General features: G+C 66.8%; 17 protein-coding genes and 1 tRNA gene. 3 read left to right on the top strand and 15 right to left on the bottom strand.

Annotated elements, in window-relative coordinates:
* Positions 1 to 166 precede the first annotated feature (166 nt).
* Both K3U93_RS11635 and K3U93_RS11630 read left to right on the top strand, forming a co-directional pair.
* On the top strand, positions 167 to 541 hold the full coding sequence (locus tag K3U93_RS11635) for a putative quinol monooxygenase (protein ID WP_071511007.1): 375 nt from the start codon (positions 167 to 169) through the stop codon (positions 539 to 541).
* Positions 538 to 1,143 carry a YdeI/OmpD-associated family protein gene (locus K3U93_RS11630; protein ID WP_071511006.1) on the top strand — a complete coding sequence of 202 codons (606 nt, stop codon included), beginning with the start codon at positions 538 to 540 and terminating at the stop codon, positions 1,141 to 1,143. The genes K3U93_RS11635 and K3U93_RS11630 overlap by 4 nt, the downstream gene beginning before the upstream one ends.
* 763 nt (positions 1,144 to 1,906) lie before the next feature.
* Here the strand turns inward: K3U93_RS11630 and K3U93_RS11625 are convergent.
* The 9 genes from K3U93_RS11625 to K3U93_RS11585 form a co-directional block, all read right to left on the bottom strand.
* Positions 1,907 to 2,761, bottom strand: coding sequence for a ketopantoate reductase family protein (locus tag K3U93_RS11625; RefSeq protein WP_083009770.1), 855 nt, complete (start codon positions 2,759 to 2,761; stop codon positions 1,907 to 1,909).
* A gap of 259 nt (positions 2,762 to 3,020) precedes the next feature.
* Positions 3,021 to 3,097, bottom strand: a tRNA-Pro gene (locus K3U93_RS11620).
* A gap of 300 nt (positions 3,098 to 3,397) precedes the next feature.
* The gene (locus K3U93_RS11615; protein WP_071509094.1) at positions 3,398 to 3,625 is read right to left on the bottom strand and encodes a helix-turn-helix domain-containing protein; all 228 of its coding nucleotides are present in this window, start codon (positions 3,623 to 3,625) and stop codon (positions 3,398 to 3,400) included.
* A 462-nt stretch (positions 3,626 to 4,087) separates the two neighbouring features.
* The gene (der, locus tag K3U93_RS11610; protein WP_083009771.1) at positions 4,088 to 5,485 is read right to left on the bottom strand and encodes a ribosome biogenesis GTPase Der; all 1,398 of its coding nucleotides are present in this window, start codon (positions 5,483 to 5,485) and stop codon (positions 4,088 to 4,090) included.
* Positions 5,482 to 6,171, bottom strand: a complete 690-nt coding sequence (gene cmk, locus K3U93_RS11605) for a (d)CMP kinase (protein ID WP_083009772.1) — start codon at positions 6,169 to 6,171, stop codon at positions 5,482 to 5,484. The genes der and cmk overlap by 4 nt, the downstream gene beginning before the upstream one ends.
* Complete coding sequence (locus K3U93_RS11600) at positions 6,168 to 6,911, bottom strand: pseudouridine synthase (protein ID WP_083009773.1); 744 nt, start codon at positions 6,909 to 6,911, stop codon at positions 6,168 to 6,170. The genes cmk and K3U93_RS11600 overlap by 4 nt, the downstream gene beginning before the upstream one ends.
* Positions 6,911 to 7,615: an SMC-Scp complex subunit ScpB gene (gene scpB / locus K3U93_RS11595; protein ID WP_083009774.1), complete on the bottom strand. Its 705-nt coding sequence runs from the start codon at positions 7,613 to 7,615 to the stop codon at positions 6,911 to 6,913. Before scpB ends, K3U93_RS11600 begins: the two co-directional genes overlap by 1 nt.
* Before the next feature lie 49 nt (positions 7,616 to 7,664).
* The gene (locus K3U93_RS11590) at positions 7,665 to 8,507 is read right to left on the bottom strand and encodes a segregation/condensation protein A (protein WP_071509100.1); all 843 of its coding nucleotides are present in this window, start codon (positions 8,505 to 8,507) and stop codon (positions 7,665 to 7,667) included.
* Positions 8,504 to 9,367, bottom strand: coding sequence for a ParA family protein (locus K3U93_RS11585; protein WP_071509101.1), 864 nt, complete (start codon positions 9,365 to 9,367; stop codon positions 8,504 to 8,506). Before K3U93_RS11585 ends, K3U93_RS11590 begins: the two co-directional genes overlap by 4 nt.
* A 281-nt stretch (positions 9,368 to 9,648) precedes the next feature.
* On the opposite strand from K3U93_RS11585, the gene K3U93_RS11580 reads away from it, so the two are divergent.
* The gene (locus K3U93_RS11580; protein WP_083009775.1) at positions 9,649 to 10,401 is read left to right on the top strand and encodes an O-methyltransferase; all 753 of its coding nucleotides are present in this window, start codon (positions 9,649 to 9,651) and stop codon (positions 10,399 to 10,401) included.
* A 332-nt stretch (positions 10,402 to 10,733) separates the two neighbouring features.
* Here K3U93_RS11580 and xerD read toward each other — a convergent pair whose 3' ends face one another.
* From xerD to recN, 6 genes are all read right to left on the bottom strand, one after another.
* Positions 10,734 to 11,681, bottom strand: a complete 948-nt coding sequence (gene xerD, locus K3U93_RS11575) for a site-specific tyrosine recombinase XerD (RefSeq protein ID WP_071509103.1) — start codon at positions 11,679 to 11,681, stop codon at positions 10,734 to 10,736.
* Positions 11,678 to 12,310, bottom strand: a complete 633-nt coding sequence (locus K3U93_RS11570) for an NUDIX domain-containing protein (protein WP_083009776.1) — start codon at positions 12,308 to 12,310, stop codon at positions 11,678 to 11,680. Before K3U93_RS11570 ends, xerD begins: the two co-directional genes overlap by 4 nt.
* Complete coding sequence (gene pyrG, locus K3U93_RS11565) at positions 12,303 to 14,063, bottom strand: CTP synthase (protein WP_071509105.1); 1,761 nt, start codon at positions 14,061 to 14,063, stop codon at positions 12,303 to 12,305. Before pyrG ends, K3U93_RS11570 begins: the two co-directional genes overlap by 8 nt.
* Positions 14,064 to 14,225: 162 nt before the next feature.
* Positions 14,226 to 15,179, bottom strand: coding sequence for a copper transporter (locus tag K3U93_RS11560; RefSeq protein ID WP_083009777.1), 954 nt, complete (start codon positions 15,177 to 15,179; stop codon positions 14,226 to 14,228).
* A gap of 25 nt (positions 15,180 to 15,204) precedes the next feature.
* Complete coding sequence (gene steA, locus K3U93_RS11555; RefSeq protein WP_071509107.1) at positions 15,205 to 16,386, bottom strand: putative cytokinetic ring protein SteA; 1,182 nt, start codon at positions 16,384 to 16,386, stop codon at positions 15,205 to 15,207.
* A 209-nt stretch (positions 16,387 to 16,595) separates the two neighbouring features.
* Entirely contained in the window at positions 16,596 to 18,356 is a 1,761-nt protein-coding gene (gene recN / locus K3U93_RS11550; RefSeq protein WP_083009778.1) for a DNA repair protein RecN, read from the bottom strand.
* Positions 18,357 to 18,364 lie beyond the last annotated feature (8 nt).

Below are 18,364 nucleotides of genomic sequence, written 5' to 3'. Positions count from 1 at the left end.
CCGACAACATATGCTGCATGAAGGACCTAAATGCGGCGGTTCGAAGAACACCAAACAGCGGATGGTCGACTTCTCGTTGGGCGCGTGGGCATCCGGTGGACGGTGCTGTTGGACCTCGCGGGTCACCTGTTCTGTATGTCCACCGGTATCTGAAAGGAGTTCCCCGATGAGCGCCGCGACCAGGGTCGGCCGGCTGATGACCATGACCGCACAAACGGGACGAGGCACCGAACTCGCGGCTGCCCTGATCGCGGTGGCAGATAGCCTTCGCGACTTCTCCGGCTGCGAGGCGTATCTGATCAGCCACGATCGCGCCGACCCGGATACGGTCTACCTCGTGGAGATCTGGGCCGACGAAGCGGCCGCCGCCGCAGCGCTCGACGCGGCCCGCACTGCCACCGGCGACGGGGTGAGCATCGCCGACGTGCTGGCCATGCTCGCTGACCAGCCCCATCGCGTCGACTTGGTCTTGCGGGGCGGGGTCGGGCTCGCCGTCGACCAAAAGCCGGGATCGGCGTCGAATGTTGAGAAGGCGCCATGACCGCAGGGGATCAACTGCTGGAGCTGGTCGTCGCCGACGCCAGCGCGTGGCGGGAATGGCTTGAGACGCACCACGACAACTCACCCGGGGTGTGGTTGGTGCTTGCCAAGCAGGGCACGACTCAACCCACCAACCTCACCTATGACCAAGCGCTCGAAGACGCGCTCTGCCACGGCTGGATCGACGGCCAGCTGCGGCGCCGCGATGAGACCACCTTTCGCCGAAGCTTCACGCCGCGCCGTCCCCGCAGCGCATGGTCGGCACGCAACGTTGCTCTCGTCAACCAACTGATCAGCGCTGGCCGGATGCATCCAGCCGGCCTGACCGAGATCGAGCGCGCCAAGGCCGACGGCCGCTGGGACGCGGCCTACGCCGGGCAGGCCAGCATCGAGGTGCCGAACGACCTGGCCACCGCGTTGGCCGCCGAGCCCCGGGCACAGGAAATGTTCGACATACTGACCTCGCAGAACCGCTACGCCGTCATCTACCGAGTCACCAACGCCAAACGCACCGACACCCGGACTCGCCGGATCGCCCAGTTCGTCGCGATGCTCGCCCGCGGGGAAACGATCTATCCCCAAAGGCGCACCCTCGACGGCTGAAACCCTCTCCACCCAAACCCGCCGCAAGCGATCCAAGACATCGCGACTCGCGCCGCAGCCAGAAATCGCCAAGACAGAGCTTGGGTGCCGCAGACAACGCGACAGCCCCCATCGCGCGGGCAATCCGGCGCCGACCGGCAAGCCGGTCCAGCCTCCTACACCACGGAGGTCGTCGTCCGCACTGACGCGACGACACCGAACGGACGCAACCCCTCGCTCATGCCCTCCGGGCTCCCTACCGTGAGACCCAACCATCCACAGAATTTGACAATTGCTCGCGCCCCGAAGGGTCCACACCCTTGCCTCTGACTCCCCCAGCCGATGAGGAAGTGGGCGATATCCTCCCTGACGGCGCCGCTTCGACACACGCACAACGCAGCTTCTCTGCGGTCACCACATCATCGCCCATGTCGTTCCGGCACTCGGCGTCCCAAGCCAAAAAACGCAATCCTGTGCTGTCGCCCCAAGGCCGGTGTTGCCGGCCGTACGGCTCAAATAGCCGATGCGGCCCAGAGTTCCATCCGAGGACACCATTCGATGCCTACGTCCCGGCAGCTGAATAAACCAACCACAGCTCACGGAATCGGCCAACACAACGGACAGCGTTCCGTGGAGCGGTGTAATTCGGGTCGTGATCATCGAGGTTCTGGCCTTTGTAGCGAGAGCTATGTCGATCGACGACAGTTCGGATGAAGTTGCCCCCGACCGCCATGTAGGCCTCGCAGTCGTCGGTGTGCTTGGTGGTAAGGGCACGTTGTGCTTCTCAAGGTCTGACCGCGAGCAGTGCGGGCGTGCGCCCCGGCCATGCGGAAGTCATCTCATCGATCAGCGTACGTGGCTCGTCGGCGGGCGCAGCGGCAATCGTTCTGGTGAACGCGTCGAGCCTTGTAAGGGTCCAGAACAACGCGGCCAACACCGGTACCGGCGAGCGGCTGATGACGGCGATAGGTGCGGGGGTGACGGAGTTACCGAGGTGGCGCACCAGCTGAAGCCCTTCCTTCGTGGCGCGTGCCAACCTGACCGCTTCTTCCCGGGAGATACCGGTCCCCCGTCGGAGCGCGGTGCTGCCGGCGATAACCAACGGCACAACTACCGCGGCGTGGGTGCGCAACCAGCTCTCCATGTCCGGATGCACCGTCGTGGGAATACCCGCATCAGTAAAAACCTTGGCCCAGAAGGGATCTGAAACCGTCGTCAGCATTCCTCGGCGGAGGATCGTCGAGGACAGCCGGCCGTCGTCGAGATCCGCAACGATCGCCGGAAAACCAAACGCGAAGCGTTGCGGTCCGACGGCGTCGCGCAGCCGATCCAGCGATTGGAAAGTGTTGAACATGAACATCACGGACTTGGCCGCACTGGCGCTCAGCACGGGCAGCAACACGTCAACCTGCGACACCAGAACCGTGACTAGCACCAGATCCCAGTCCGTTGTCGTATCAAGTTCGCCACTGACGTGGACGGCCGCACGCTCGCCCTCGACAGTGACGATCGCACCAGCACGGCGCAACTGCTCGAGTCGGGTGCCACGGGCGATGACAGTCACATCGTGACCAGCCTTGGACAGCTGAAAAGCGAACGTGCTACCGATACTGCCCGGTCCGACTATCGCGATCTGCATCTCACCATCAATACCAGCACCGCGAAAATGTCCGGTCTGTCAGATCGCCGCACACACAGCCAATATCTGTGCCCTGGAACTGATGCGGTAGCAGGTCGTGGACACCGGCGTCGATACTGAGGCGCCTCGGGTTCTCCCGTATCAAGCGGCTACGTTGTCGGACGGTGTTCTAAGAATTTCGCCAAGTCGACGCTTCCCAAAAGGCCCGGCGATCTTCCGCTCGCAAAGCGGAATCCCCGCAGGTCAAAGCCTGCTTCTCTGGTCGGGCTGACAGGATTTGAACCTGCGACCCCTACACCCCCAGTGTAGTGCGCTACCAAGCTGCGCCACAGCCCGTTAGTCCGCCGCAACAATTCGGCAGACGCGAGGGAACGATACCTCAGTGTTGGGCCCGACTATTCGGGGGCATGCGGGTGAGCACGTTGGGGGTTCCAGCGCTGACGGTGGGCAGCGGCCGGGCTGGTTGTGCCCCGATTTGGTGTGTGTCGTGTCGTGGCGGCGATTCTCGGAGAGTGTGGGCACGCTGCTGTCTACCATCCAGGTCAACCGATACGGCGTAAGCCATGGCATTTCAAATGCTCATGCCCCAACTTGGTCAGGCCGTTTGTCCGCCAGTTACACGTTCATCGTGGTCGGCTAAAGCGATCGGAAGGCGCAGAGCCCGATGCCTTTCCATCGGCGGAACGCCTGCGCGAAACTCGACACCTCGACGTAGCCGAGTCGAATGGCGATCTCGGCGACCGGTAGGCCCTGAGTGACAAGGAGCTCCTCGGCCAGTCGTTCGCGAACATCGGCGGGAACGGACAGTCGGCTTCCGGACGCGGAAGCCGACTGTCGGGAAACGTCGGACGCCGCTGGGATCATGGCATCTGTGGACGCATGAATGTCACATTGTGCCGAAGCCGCGAACACCACCCACGAACTGGGAAAAGCGTGCTACCGCTACTTCTGGGGCAAGTGGTCACAGGTTCAAATCCCGTCAGCCCAACCGCATGGTGTCTCTGGACACCGGAAGGTTTCGAGCTCGGATTGGCTTCAGAACCATTCCATCTGAGGGTTTGGACTGGCGCCGCAGCCCAACGCATCCAAGTCAAGACGACCACGGTGAAGCAAAGGGGCGCGTGGACCGCATGGATTTCCAATTCCGGCAGGGAACGCGCGGCATATGGCCCGGACGAGATCGACTACTTCTTCGTTATCGACGGTGACTTCGGCTACTACCTGATCCCCGTCGCGGCCGTCAGCGGTCTGACGGCGATCCGGCTCGCGGCGTATTCGGAGTACGGCTGCTCGCCGCTGCACCGGTCGACGACCTACCCGACTGCGTTAACGCCGCTTCGGCCCCCTCTTCTCGCGCACCCGCACGTTGATCCGGATCGGACTGCCCTCGAACCCGAACGTCTCGCGCAGTCGCCGCTCCAGGAATCGCCGGTAGCCGGCCTCCAGGAAACCGGTGGTGAACAGCACGAACGTCGGCGGGCGTGCGGTGGCCTGGGTGGCGAAGAGGATGCGCGGCTGCTTGCCCCCGCGCACCGGGGGCGGTGTGGCCGCCACCACCTCCTTCAGCCAGGAGTTCAACGGACCGGTGGCAATCCTGGTGTCCCAGGACGCCAGCGCGGTCTCCATCGCCGGCACCAGCTTCTGCACCGCCCGACCCGTCTTGGCCGAGACGTTGACCCGCTGCGCCCACCGCAGCTGCGCCAGCTCGCGGTCGATCTCGCGCTCCAGCAGCTCGCGCCGGTCCTCGTCGACCAGGTCCCACTTGTTGAAGGCCAAGACCAGCGCGCGGCCGGCCTCCATCACCATGGACAACACCCGTTGATCCTGTTCGGTCAGCGGCTCCGACGCGTCGATCAGCACGATCACCACCTCGGCCGCATCGATGGCGGAGTGGGTGCGCACCGAGGCGTAGAACTCGTGCCCACGGGCCTGACCGACCTTGCGCCGCAGGCCCGCAGTGTCGACGAACCGCCACACCTTGCCGCCCAATTCGATGAGCGAGTCGACCGGGTCCACCGTGGTCCCGGCGACCTCGTGCACCACCGAACGCTGGTCTCCGGCAAGCTTATTCAGCAACGAGCTCTTGCCCACGTTCGGCTTGCCGACCAGCGCCACCCGCCGAGGACCACCCGGCGCCGGCGCCGCTTCGGACACCACCGGCAGCGCGGCCAGCACCTCGTCGAGCAGATCGGCGACGCCGCGACCGTGCATCGCACTGATTGCGTGCGGCTCACCGAGTCCCAGCGACCACAGCGCCGCGACATCCGCTTCGCCCTTCTCGCTGTCAACCTTGTTGGCGGCCAGGAAGACTGGCTTACCCGAACGCAGCAGGATGCGGGTGGCGGCCTCGTCGGCCGCGGTGGCGCCGACGGTGGCGTCCACCACCAGGATCACCGCATCGGCGGTGCGCATGGCCACCGACGCCTGCTCGGCCACCAGCTGCTGCAGGCCCTTGGCGTCGGGCTCCCATCCCCCGGTGTCCTGCACGACGAACCGGCGTCCGGTCCACAGCGCGTCATAGAACACCCGGTCCCGCGTCACCCCCGGAGTGTCCTGCACCACCGCCTCACGCCGGCCCAGGATGCGGTTGACCAACGTCGACTTTCCGACGTTGGGCCGGCCCACGATCGCCACCACGGGCGCGGGGCCGGCCTCCTCGGCTAGCTCAAAGTCGGAATCGACGGTCTCCCAGTCGCTTTCGTCGCTCCACGTGCCCTCGGTCACCGCACCGCCCCGCTTCGCTGCTTGACCAACTCCAGCAGGTGGGCGAGCACCTGCGCCTCGGTCATGTCACTGGTGTCGACGACCACCGCATCCGAGGCCGCGCGCAGCGGCGACACCGGCCGGGTGGAATCGAGATGGTCGCGGCGGCGCACATCGGTCAGCACGCCCTCGTAGTCATCGGACAGACCCGACGCAACGTTCTGGTCGTTGCGTCGCCTGGCCCGGGTTTCGGCCGACGCGGTCAAGAAGACCTTCACCGGCGCGTCGGGCAATACCACGGTTCCGATGTCACGGCCCTCGACGACGACGCATCCCGGGCCGGCGGCCATAGCCCGCTGTAGCCCGACGAGCCGAGTGCGCACTGCAGGAATCGACGACACCGCCGAGACCGCGCGAGTCACCTCGTTTCCGCGGATTTCCGACGAAACATCCTCTCCGTCAAGGAAATAGTGATCCCCACCAGGGTTGTGGTCCACCGACATCCGCACCGCCGAGGCAATCCGCCCGACGGCTTCGGCGTCCGCCGGGTCGATTCCGGCGCGCAGCACCGCCAGCGTCACCATCCGATACATCGCCCCGGTGTCCAGGTAGCGAGCTCCCAGCACACGCGCCAATTCCCTTGACACCGAGGACTTTCCGGTTCCCGCTGGACCGTCAATGGCGACAACGATTCCGTTGCTGCTCACAGGCCCACCGCTTTGTACAGTTGCCCGATCTCGTCACGGCCTAACGCGCGGATGCTGCCCGGCCGCTGCTTACCCAGGGACACCGGTCCAATGTCGGTGCGCACCAGCGCCTCCACCGGAAACCCTGCAGCCGCCAGCAGCCGGCGCACGATGCGGTTGCGTCCCTCGTGTAACGTCAACCGCACCAACGTCTTACCCGGAATGGCGTCCACCACCGCGAAGTCGTCGACCCGCGCCGGTCCGTCGTCCAACTCGATTCCGGCCCGCAGTTTCTTGCCCAGCCCGCGCGGCACCGATCCGGTCACCGTGGCTAGATACGTCTTGGAGACCTCGTGGGAGGGATGCATCAGCCGGTGCGCCAGCTCACCGTCGTTGGTCAGCAGGATCAGCCCCTCGGTGTCAGCGTCCAGCCGCCCGACGTGAAACAGCTTCTTGCTGCCCCGCACCCGGCGTTCGATCAGGTCGCCGATGCACGGCCGGCCGCGATCGTCCGACATGGTCGAGTGCATACCACGCGGCTTGTTCAGGGCCAAGTAGACCAGCGAGTCGTCGACGACCACCCTGGCCCCGTCGACACGGATTACCGAAAGGTCCGGGTCGACGCGGGTGCCCAACTCTGTGACCACGTGTCCGTCCACCTCGACGCGGCCGTCGACGATCAACTTCTCGGCCGCCCGCCGCGACGCGATTCCGGCTTGGGACAACACTTTTTGCAGCCGGATCCCTTGGGTTTCGACCATCAATCCTGGTCCAGGTCGAACGATGGCGACTGGTCGGGCGCCGCGTGGCCCGTGAGTTTGATGAAACGTGGCTCGCTGTCCAGGGATTCGCTCAGGTCCTCGATCGTGTCGACGTCGGGAAGCAGCGGCGCGATGTCGGGAAGGTCGGCCAGCGACGTCAGCCCCAAGCGCTCCAGAAACAGCTCGGTGGTGGCGAACGTCGTCGCGCCGGTGTCGTCGTCGACGCCGGCCTCGGTGATCAGGCCGCGCGCCAGCAGGGTGCGCATGACGGCGTCCACGTTGACGCCGCGGACCGCGCTCACCCGCGCCCGCGTCACGGGCTGGCGGTAGGCGACCACGGCCAACGTCTCCAGCGCCGCCCGGGTTAGCTTGGATCGCGCTCCGTCCAGCAGCAGCTTCTCCACGTAGGGCGCGAAGCGGGCCCGGGTGTACATCCGCCAGCCCTCGCTGTTTTTCCGCAAGTCGATGCCGCTGTCGCGCTGGGCGAGTTCCTCGGCCATCTGCTGCAGCTTGGCGGCGACCCGGTAGACGGGTTGCTGCGTGGCCGCCGCCAACGCCTCGGCGGTGACCGGGGTGTCCACCACCAACAGCAGCGCCTCCAGCACCGAGCCGAGTTCCTCGGGATCCATCGGCGCCGCCTCGGCGATGTCCGGGATGCCTGGGATGTCTGGGTCGAGATCGATGCCCGGCAACTCTTCGCTCATGAGCGCCGCTCCTTCTCATCGCTCCGCGCTGCATCGTCGTCGGCGCGGCTCATGATTCGTCCCGCACTTCTAGCACGGCTTCCCAGGTCGGACGTTCCCCGGTCCACGAAATCTGGAGCACGCCAAGCGGCTCCGATTGGTCGAATGCTACCGTCCGGGTCCGATACAGTTCGAGCAGCGCCAGGAAGCGCCCGACGACCTCCATCGGCGCCTCACAGTCGGCGACCAGCTCGGAAAACGTGGCCCATCGGCCGCTGCCCCGCGCCTCCAGGATCGCCAGCAACTTCTTGGCCTGCTCGGGAACCGAGACCTTCAGGTCATGCAGGTGCTCGGTGACTACCGTCGGGACCGGCCGCGGGGTGAAGGCGACGGCGGCGATCTGGGCGAACCGTTCGGCGTCGACGCCCAGCATCACCTCCGGGAGCAGGTCGGTGAACCGGTCCTCCAGCGACACCGCCCGCGGATAGCTGCGCAGCGCGGCGGCCTCCAGCTCGGCGAACATCTCCGCGACGTGCTTGAACGCCCGGTACTGCAGCAGCCGGGCGAACAGCAGGTCGCGCACCTCCAGCAGCGCCAGGTCCTCTTCGTCGTCGACCTGTCCGGCCGGCAGCAGCCGGGCCGCCTTGAGGTCGAGCAGCGTCGCGGCGATTACCAGGAACGCGGTGGTCTCCTCGAGCTCCAGCTGGGAGCCGATCTCCCGGGTGTAGGCGATGAAGTCGTCGGTGACCTGGTGCAGCGCCACCTCGGTGACGTCGAGGCGATGGGCAAAGATCAGCTGCAGCAGCAGGTCGAACGGCCCCTCGAAGTTGGTCAGCCGGACCCGAAAACCGTCCGGGTAGCCGTTTTTGGTTGGCGCCTCACCGTTCACTGGGCCGTTCTGGAGGCCCTTCACGCGCCGAATCGGTGGATGAACTCGCGAGCCAACGCGCGGTAGGCAATGGCGCCCGTGGAGCGCGGGGCCCAGGTGGTGATGGGTTCGCCGGCCACACTGGTCTCCGGGAAGCGGACGGTTCGGGTGATCACGGTGTCGAACACCAGGTCGCCGAACCGCTCCACGACGCGGGCCATCACCTCGCGCGCGTTGACGGTGCGCGGGTCGTAACGGGTGAGCAGGATACCGCTGATCTCCAGCTTCGGGTTGAGCCGATCGCGCACCTTCTCGACAGTATCGGTGAGCAGCGCCAGCCCGCGCAGCGAGAAGTACTCACACTCGGTGGGGATCACCACGCCGTCCGCGCAGGCCAGCCCGTTGACGGTGAGCAGCCCCAGCGACGGCTGGCAGTCGATCAGCACATAGTCGTAGCGGTCCAGCACCGGGTGCAGGGCCCGAGCCAGGGTCTGCTCGCGGCCCACCTCGTTGACGAGCTGGATCTCGGCGGCCGACAGGTCGATGTTGCTGGGCACCAGGTCCATGTGCTTGACCCGGGTGGAGATCAGCACGTCGTCGATCGACACCCGCGGCTCCACCAGCACGTTGTGGATGGTCTTTTCCAGCTCGTAGTGCGGAACGCCGAGGCCCGCGGACAGCGCGCCCTGCGGGTCCATGTCGACCAGCAGCACCCGCCTGCCGTACTCGGCGAGCGCGGCGCCCAGGTTGATCGTCGACGTGGTCTTCCCGACGCCGCCCTTCTGGTTGCACATCGCGACGACCTTGGCCGGACCGTGCGAGGTGCGCGGCTCGGGCTCCGGGATCGGCCGCGGCGGACGTCCGGTCAGGCCGACCTCGACGACGCCGTCCGGCTGCTCGGTCATGGCGGGGGTGTTCGGGAGGTGAACATCGCAGGAAAGTCTAACGGCTTCGCGCGCCTACGCCGGGCGACCCGCAGGCAATTAACCAGCCAATACATGCGGAAATCGCTCGTAACGGACGCGTCGTCACCCACCTGGTCACATCAGTCCCATCAGCACCATTGGAGTGGTCGCCCTTGTGTGAGTTCGCGGCGACGACACGCCGATGGATTGCGCCCCGAGCGCACAGCCAAAGTCGTGAGTGCACACGCTTCGTGAATCTCCCCCGCCTATTGTGGTGCTCTATGGATCTCAAGCGACGGCTACCCCTGCTGCGGTGGTCCGTCTGGCGGATGGCCGTCGGCAATCGCAACATCACCACCACGGGCCAGATCGGCGACGGACGCGAAGCGGCCGCCGTCGAATACGTCCTCAAGAACGCCCGGGCCGGCGACATCGACGACGTGCTGGCCACCATCGACAAGTTCGCCTACGAAAAGTCGATCCTGATCAACGTCGGCGACGAAAAAGGGCTGCTTCTCGACGCCGCCGTGCGCCGGGCCAACCCGACGCTCGCGCTCGAGCTGGGCACCTACTGCGGCTATAGCGCGCTGCGGATCGCCCGCGCGGCCCCGAACGCCAAGGTGCACTCCGTCGAGCTCGCCGAGGCCAACGCCATCAACGCCCGGAAGATCTGGGATCACGCCGGTGTGGCTGACCGGGTGACGTGTGTCGTCGGCACCATCGGCGACGGCGGGCGCACCCTCGACAGGCTCGCCAATGAGCACGGATTCGCTTCCGGCGCACTCGATTTCGTGTTCATCGACCACGATAAAAACGCCTACCTGGACGACCTGACGAGCATCCTGGACCGGGGCTGGCTGCATCCGGGCGCGATCGTGGTCGCCGACAACGTCGGGGTGCCGGGATCGCCGAAGTACCGCGAGTACATGCGCCGGCAGCAGGGCACACTGTGGAACACCGTCGAGCACAAGGCACACCTGGAGTACCAGTCGCTGGTATCCGACCTGGTGCTGGAGTCCGACTACCTGGGCTAGCCGAGAGTGGCGCCTCGGTCATTGCGGCCGACTATCGCCATATAGCGCCAGGCGGCGTTGCAACCTCACCTGAACAGGCGATGGCGGGGCGCTGCTCTCACTTGCCCAGCGCATCGAGGTCGAGGCGCAAGGGAACCGGAGCGCTGGTTGTGAATGTGCCGGTGAGTGCGGTGAGCTTCGTGGAAGGGCCAAGCTCGACGATCCAGCAGTGTTCGATCCCGGCATCGGTACGCTGGTCATCGCTTTCCCATCTCTTGCGAACGCGTTTGGGTCGTGCGTAGCTTCGACCACCGCTGTGACGCGCGATCCGGGCCAGAGCCAGGTCGCCCGCCTCAGCGCGCCCGCGGATGAGCTTCGGCCCACACTTCGCGCAGCGCGTGCACGGTGACCAGGGTGTAGATCTGCGTCGTCGTCACCGAGGCATGTCCCAGCAACTCCTGCACGACCCGCACGTCCGCGCCGCCCTCGAGCAGGTGGGTGGCGAAGGAATGCCGCAGCATGTGCGGCGACACTCCCGACGTGATGCCGGCACGGTCGGCGGCGTCCTGCAGCACCTGCCATGCGCTTTGCCGCGACAGCCGCCCGCCGCGCGCATTGAGGAAGATCGCGGGCGTCGTGAGCGTTCCAAGGCCCCGGCGCGCCAGGTCGGGGCGGCCGCGCACCAGGTACGCGTCCAGCGCCTGCACGGCGGGGCGCCCCACCGGTACCAGCCGCTGCTTGCCGCCCTTGCCGCGCAGCAGTACGGAGCGGGCCTGGGTGTCGATGTCGTCGACGTCGAGACCGACGGCCTCGGAGATCCGTGATCCGGTGGAGTACAACAGTTCCAGCAGCGCTCGGTTGCGCAGGGTCAGTGGACCGTCGGCCGGGCTGTCGCCGCCCGCGGCCTCCAGCAGCGCCAGCACCTGGTCGACCGTCAGGCTTTTGGGCAGCCGGCGGCCGGGTGTCGGTGGCCTGACGGCCCGGGCCACGTCCAGTTCGGCCAGCCCTTCGGCGGCGGCGAACCGATGCAAGCCGCGCACCGCGATCAGTGCCCGCGCCGCCGACACCGCCGACAGCGCCGCCGTCCCGGAATCGGGGTCGCCGCGCCGCAGCGACACCAGAAAGTCGCTGACGTCGTCCTCACCGACCTTGGCCAGATCGTGAATTCCACGGTCGGACAAGTGTTTGGTGTAGCGGCGTAGGTCGCGGCGATAGGAGCTCAGCGTGTTTTTCGCCACGCCCCGCTCGATTGTCAGGTGGTCGAGGTAGCCCTGCAGTTGCGTGTCGAGAGCCGCCGTCATTGCGCGGCCGTCCCCGCATTTCGCGCGGCGAACGCGGTCGGCTTGTCGATCCACGGGCTGCCCACCTGCCGCGTCAACATGAACTCGGTGGTGACGACGTGCGCGGCCAGAATGCCTGCCACGGCAATGGCATTGACGATCTCGCCGTTGAGCACCTTGAGGGCGGCCTCCTCGAGGGGATACCAGGCCAGCGTCATGTCGGCCTCTTCGTCGTGGGCCTCGGGCCGGTCCACCTCGGTCAGTCCGGTGGCCAGGTAGACGCGCACCGATTCGTCGCTGAAACCGGGCGTTGAGTCGAGGTCGACGAGCACCCGCCAGGTGTCGGCCTGCAGTCCCGCCTCCTCCTTGAGTTCCCTGGCGGCCGTGAGGTGCGCCGGCTCGCCGCCGACGTCGAGCAGCCCGGCGGGCAATTCCCACAGCCGGCGGCCGAAGGCGTGGCGGTACTGGTAGACCATCGGGATGTTGCCGTCGTCGTCCATCGCCACCACGGCCACCGCGCCGAAGTGCTCGACGACCTCCCGGGTGACGAGCTTGCCGCCCGGCATCCGCACCCGATCGCGGCGGAGCGCGAAAATCTTTCCGGTGTGCAGCGTTTCGGATGACGCCGTCTCGAAGACGTGCTCAGCCACGGGCCGCGGGCTCGGGTTGCGGCCGCCGAACGCTGTCCCGATGCTGGTTGCCGTTGGGCGAGTGCTCAGGGATTTCGGGCATCTCGACGGGCAGCAACTCGCCCGCTTTGTAGTCGAGGGCCGCCCGGACGAACGCGACGAACAGCGGATGCGGCCGGGTGGGTCGGCTCTTCAGTTCGGGGTGGGCCTGGGTGCCGACGATGAACGGGTGCACGTCCGGCGGGTATTCGACGAACTCCACCAGGTGACCGTCGGGCGAGGTCCCAGAGAAACGCAGGCCGCTCTCGGCGATCCGTTCACGGTAGGCGTTGTTGACCTCGTAGCGGTGCCGGTGCCGCTCGGACACCTCCGTCGTCCCATACGCTTGGGCCACAATCGAATCCGGCTCCAGCACCGCGGGGTAGGCCCCCAGCCGCATGGTGCCGCCGAGGTCGGCCTCACCCGCGACGATCTGTTCCTGGTCGGCCATCGTGGAGATGACGGGATCCGGTGTGCCCGGCTCGAATTCGGCCGAGTTGGCCTCCGTGAGACCGACCGAGCGCGCGGCTTCGATCACGATGCACTGCAGGCCGAGACACAGCCCCAACACCGGCAATCCGCGCGCCCGAGCGTGCCGGATGGCGCCGATCTTGCCCTCGATCCCGCGGATGCCGAACCCGCCCGGGATCAGCACGCCGTCCACGTCGCTCAGAGCGGCCGCGGCACCGGTGGCACTCGCGCAGTCGTCGGAGGCCACCCAGACCATCTCGACCTTGGCGTGGTGCTTGAACCCACCGGCGCGCAGCGCCTCGGTGACCGACAGGTAGGCGTCGGAAAGCTCAACATACTTGCCCACCAAGGCGATTCGCACGGTCTCGTGCGGTTCGTGAACCCGGCGTAGCAGATCGTCCCATTCGGTCCAGTCGACGTCGCGGAACGGCAGGTTGAGCCGGCGTACCACAAAGGCATCGAGTTCCTCGCGGTGCAGCACCTTGGGGATGTCGTAGATCGACGGTGCGTCCGGGGTGGAGATGACGCCGTCGATATCGACGTCACACATCAGCGCGATCTTGTTCTTCAGCGCTTCGGGGACGTCTCGGTCGCTGCGCAGGATCAGCGCGTCCGGGGTGATACCGATGCTGCGCAATGCGGCCACGGAGTGCTGCGTGGGCTTGGTCTTCAGCTCACCCGATGGGGCCAGGTAGGGCACCAGCGACACGTGCAGGAAGAACACGTTTTCCCAGCCGAGGTCGTGGCGGACCTGCCGCGCCGCCTCCAGAAAGGGTTGCGACTCGATATCGCCCACGGTGCCGCCGATTTCGGTGATGACGACGTCCGGCCGGTTGCCGTCGGCGTCCGGTTGGGCCATCGCCAGGATGCGCCGCTTGATCTCGTCGGTGATGTGCGGGATCACCTGGACGGTGTCACCGAGGTATTCGCCTCGTCGTTCCTTGGCGATGACGGTCGAATACACTTGCCCGGTAGTGACATTCGCCGAGCCGGACAGGTCACGATCCAGGAACCGCTCGTAGTGGCCGACGTCGAGGTCGGTCTCGGCGCCGTCCTCGGTGACGAACACCTCGCCGTGCTGGAACGGGTTCATGGTGCCCGGGTCGACGTTGAGGTAGGGGTCGAGCTTTTGCATCGTCACGTGCAACCCGCGGGCGGTCAATAGCCGCCCAAGGCTGCTGGCGGTCAGCCCCTTGCCCAGCGAGGAGGCGACGCCACCGCTGACGAAGAGATGCTTGGTGGCGGTTTGCGGGTGCTTGCGCACTGACGACCTCCGTGAAGACGGGCAGGGCTTAAAATTTTTCTAGCCTTGACTAGCTGGGCCTGCCGACCCACGGAAACCCACCCTAACACCCGGCACGCCGTGGCGTTGGGAACACGCCCTAGCGGGGGACCCACTGGGGCCCTACTGCGGCCTTACTGGACCTTACTGGGGCACCGTGATCGACGTCGCCCCGTGACCGGTGCCGTACTGCCCGACGTGGCCGCCATTGATGAGATCGTGCAGGCCCAGCACAGCGGTGATCCGCCCGGGTGCGGTGTCGATGTCATCCACGGTGCTGACCGCCGAGGACATGCCGGCGTCGGCGCGGGTCACGGCGACCGCGGCGCCTCCGGTTGCCGAACCGTCGCGCCCGGCGAGCAGGGTGCCCGAACCGTGCGGCGCCAGCGCCGCGGAGAATCGGGCCACGCTGACGCCCTGATTGCCGGCATCCTGGGGTAACCCACCGCCGGTAATGACCAGCGCGGCGTTTGCCGCCGCGATGTGATCGGTGGGCTGATAGGTGATGAATCCCGTGTCACGCAGCGACGCCAGCACGGTATCGCGCTGGGGGTCTTGGACCTCTGAGACGGGCGGCGTGGCCGGGTTGGCGTTGATCAACAAGGCGATGCCCAGCAGGTCACCGGCCTGCGAACCTTGGTCGACGAGCTTGGTGCTCAGCTGCTGACCGGCGGGCAGGATCGACGAGTTCACCACGGTCCGCAGTTTTTCCGCGGAGTTGGCGTCGACGAACTCCTGCGTCAGCGACACCGTCCCGGTGACCGTGCCGCCGGCCTGGTCGATGAACTTCGACACCGCGGCAACATCGTCGTCTTTTGCGTCCGGGGTGCGAAACACGACCACCGATTTGCCACCGAGCGCGTCGTGCACTATCCGTCCGGCCAGTTGATTATCGAAATTATTTGCTGCAGTGAGCTTTTCGTTGAGCGCGTTCTTCTGGTCGTTGAGCCCGCTGATCTGGCTGTACAGGTCGCGCTTCTCGTCACGCAGGCTGGACAGCAGGGTGTCCGACAAGAAGCCGGAACCCAGCACGACTCCCACGGCCAACGCCAAAAAGACGGCAGCCAACGATAACGCGTGTTGGCGTAACGAGATCATTTAACGCACCGTCCTCGAAAAAGACTTAGGTGACCAAGTGCTGCACCCAGAGGGAGAAGCGGTCCCAGTATTGGACGATCCAGTGCAGCACCACGCCGTCGGTGCGCGACACCCACAGGGCGACGATGACCGCGATCAGCATCGTCAGCGCCAAGAGCGCAATCGCGCCCGCCGAGATGTGGTTGCGGTACAAGGTGGCAACGGCCTTGGCATCGACCACCTTCTCCCCTACCCGGAGCCTGGTCAAAAACGTCGAGGGGTTGCTTTGCGCGCGGGTCCGGTCGAAGAACGTCTCGATGTTGGCGGTGTGGCCGGCCGTCACGAGCAGCGCGGCGCCGTGGTGGTCGGCCAGCAGCAGGGCCAGATCGACCGCGGAACCCGCGGCCGGAAAGGTCATCGCCCCGACGCCGAGATCCTGGATTCGTTCCAAACCGGGCGCGTGGCCGTCGGCGTCGGCGGGCAGCACGACCTGGGCACCGCACTTGAGGGTTTCGGTGCTGATCTGGTCGGGGTCACCGACGATGATCTGGGGTCGATAACCGGCCTTCCGCAACACATCCGCGCCAGTGCCCACACCGATGAGCGCCGGCTGGTACTCCTTGATGAACGGCTTGAGGGACTTCAGGTCGTCCTCGGCGCTGGGCTCGTCGGCGACGATCACCACGTGCCGCCGGCGCAGGTCGACGTCGACGTCGGGGATTCCGATGCCGTCGATCAACAGCGGGCTTTCGCTCTTGATGAACTCAATCGTGTTGCCGGCGAACGCCTCCAGGTGGGCGGCCAGCCCGCTTTTGGCCTCGCGCATCAGGTCGGCGATGTCGTGGTCGGTGCGTTGGGTGCCGCGGACCAGCCGGCGGTCGCCGGAATACACCCCGCCTTCGTACAGGCGAACCTTGGCACCGTCCTTGACCTTCTTGAAAACGTCCGGCCCGGTCTCGTCGATCAGGGTCACCCCGTTGTTGACCAACACCTCGGGGCCGAGATTGGGATAGCGGCCCGAGACCGACGGTGAGGCGTTGACGACAGCGGCGATGTCGGCTTCGACCAGCGCGTCCGCGGTGATGCGGTCCAGATCCAGGACGTCGAGCACCACGATGTCGCCGGGGCAGACCCTGCGTAACAAGCGGTCGATGTTCCGGTCGACCCGCGCGGTGCCGACAAGGCCCGGCCGGGCGGTGTTACGCGATAGCAGCCCTGACATCTTCATGGGGGCGATTCTGTCCGCGAAGCACGGGTGAGGCGGGGAGGCGCGCCGTAACACCAGCCTCAGAAGTTATCTATAGTCACAGCTGTCACAGATGAATAACGTGTGGGCATCGACTCGGTCGGCGAGGGTGCGCAGTTGTACAGGCTTTGCGGCGTGTCGGCGTACAAACACGCACGCTCGCCGGTGGGCCGGTGCCCACGCTCGCGGTATTAGATCTGGTCCTTTTGTGCCGCGTCGAGCAGTTCGCGGGCGTGGGCGCGACCGCTGTCGGATTCGCCCAGCCCGGCCAGCATCCGCGCCAGCTCGGCCACCCGGTCGTCGCCGGTCACCGGCCGCACCCCGCTGGCCCCTTTGGGCCCCTCGCCGTGCACCACCAGGTGCACGTCGGCATAGGCCGCGACCTGCGGCAAGTGGGTGACGACGATGACCTGGTGGGTGCGGGCCAGCCGGGCCAGCCGCCGCCCGATCTGCACCGCGGCCCAGCCGCCGACGCCGGCGTCGACCTCGTCGAACACCATCGTGGTGCCGGCGGCCTGCTTTCGCGACGTGGCCAGCACCACTTCCAGCGCCAGCATCACCCGGGACAGCTCGCCACCGGACGCGCTCTTGGCCAGCGGCAGCACGGTCATCCCGCGGTGCGCCGCGAAGCCGAACTCGACCTGGTCCACGCCGTCGCCGCCCGCCCGGGCCAGCTCGCCGGAGGGCAGCCTGAGCGTGGCGGCATCATCCGGACCGGTCGCGACATCGGTGGTCACGCCGATGGTGAAGACGGCGTCGGCCATCGCCAGGGCGGACAGCTCCGCGGTCACCGCTTTGGCGAGGCGTTTGGCGGCCTTGCGCCGAACCTCGCTGAGATCGACTGCGGCTTCGCATAATTCGCGTGCCAGCTCGTCGACGCGGCGTTCCAGCGCCGCTACCCCTCCTTCGGAGGCGTCGAGTTGCGCCAGCCGTTCCCGTGACTCACACGCCCATCGCAGCACCCCGTCGATGTCCGCGGCGTACTTGCGGGTCAGCGCGCGCAGTTGGGCCTGACGGGCGAGCTTGGATTCCAGCGCGCTGGCATCGGCCGGCAGCGCGTCCAGAAAGCCGCCGAGTTCGCGGGCCGCGTCGACGATCACGGTCAGCGCCTCGCCGATCTGGCCAGCCAATGCCTGCAGTGTCGCGTCGTCGGTGGATTCCAGTGCGGCCCTTGCCTTCCCCAGGCTGTCGGTGGCGCTTTGGCCGAGCGCGTCCGCGTCGTCGACAGCCAACGCCGCGCGCGCCGTGGCCGCGGCCTCACGCAGCGTGTCCAGTTCGGAGAGGCGCAGGATATCGGCGACCAGCTCGTCATCTTCCCCGGGTTGCGGGTCGACGGCGTCGATCTCGTTGAGCGCGAATTTCAACCGATCCGCCTCCTGGGCGAGTTCGCGGCCCCGGTCGCGGCGGTCGATGAGGTCGCGCCGCGCCGACAGCCACGCGTCGCGCAGCTTGCGGTAGCGCTCGCACGCGGCACCGGCGCCCGCGAAGCGGTCCAGCGCACCGCGTTGTTCCTCGGGCCGCATCAACCGCAGCTGGTCGTTTTGGCCATGCAGGGTCAGTAGTTCGGCGGTGAAACCGCTCAGCGACTTGGCGGGCACGCCGCGGCCACCCAAGTAGGCACGCGACGGTCCGTCGCGGCTGACCGAGCGCAGCGCGATCACGCTGCCGTCCTCGTCGCGCTCGGCCCCCGACGCCTCCAGCATCTCGTCCAGCTGGGCGGCCGCGGCGTCGTCGAGATCGGTTGTCGCGAAACGACCTTCGACGATCGCCCGGTCGGCTCCCGACCGGACCCGGGTCGCGTCGGCGCGGGCGCCACCGAGCAGGTGCAGGCCGGTCACCACCATCGTCTTGCCGGTGCCGGTCTCACCGGTGAGCACCGTCAGCCCGCGGCCGAACTCCGCGGTGGCGACGCTGATGGCGCCCAGCGACTCGATGCGGATTTCGGTCAGCACCAGGGCGT

Source organism: Mycobacterium malmoense, from assembly GCF_019645855.1.
Lineage (GTDB): Bacteria > Actinomycetota > Actinomycetes > Mycobacteriales > Mycobacteriaceae > Mycobacterium > Mycobacterium malmoense.
The sequence above is the reverse complement of the archived record's forward strand: the minus strand, read 5'-3'. Positions and strand labels throughout refer to the sequence as shown.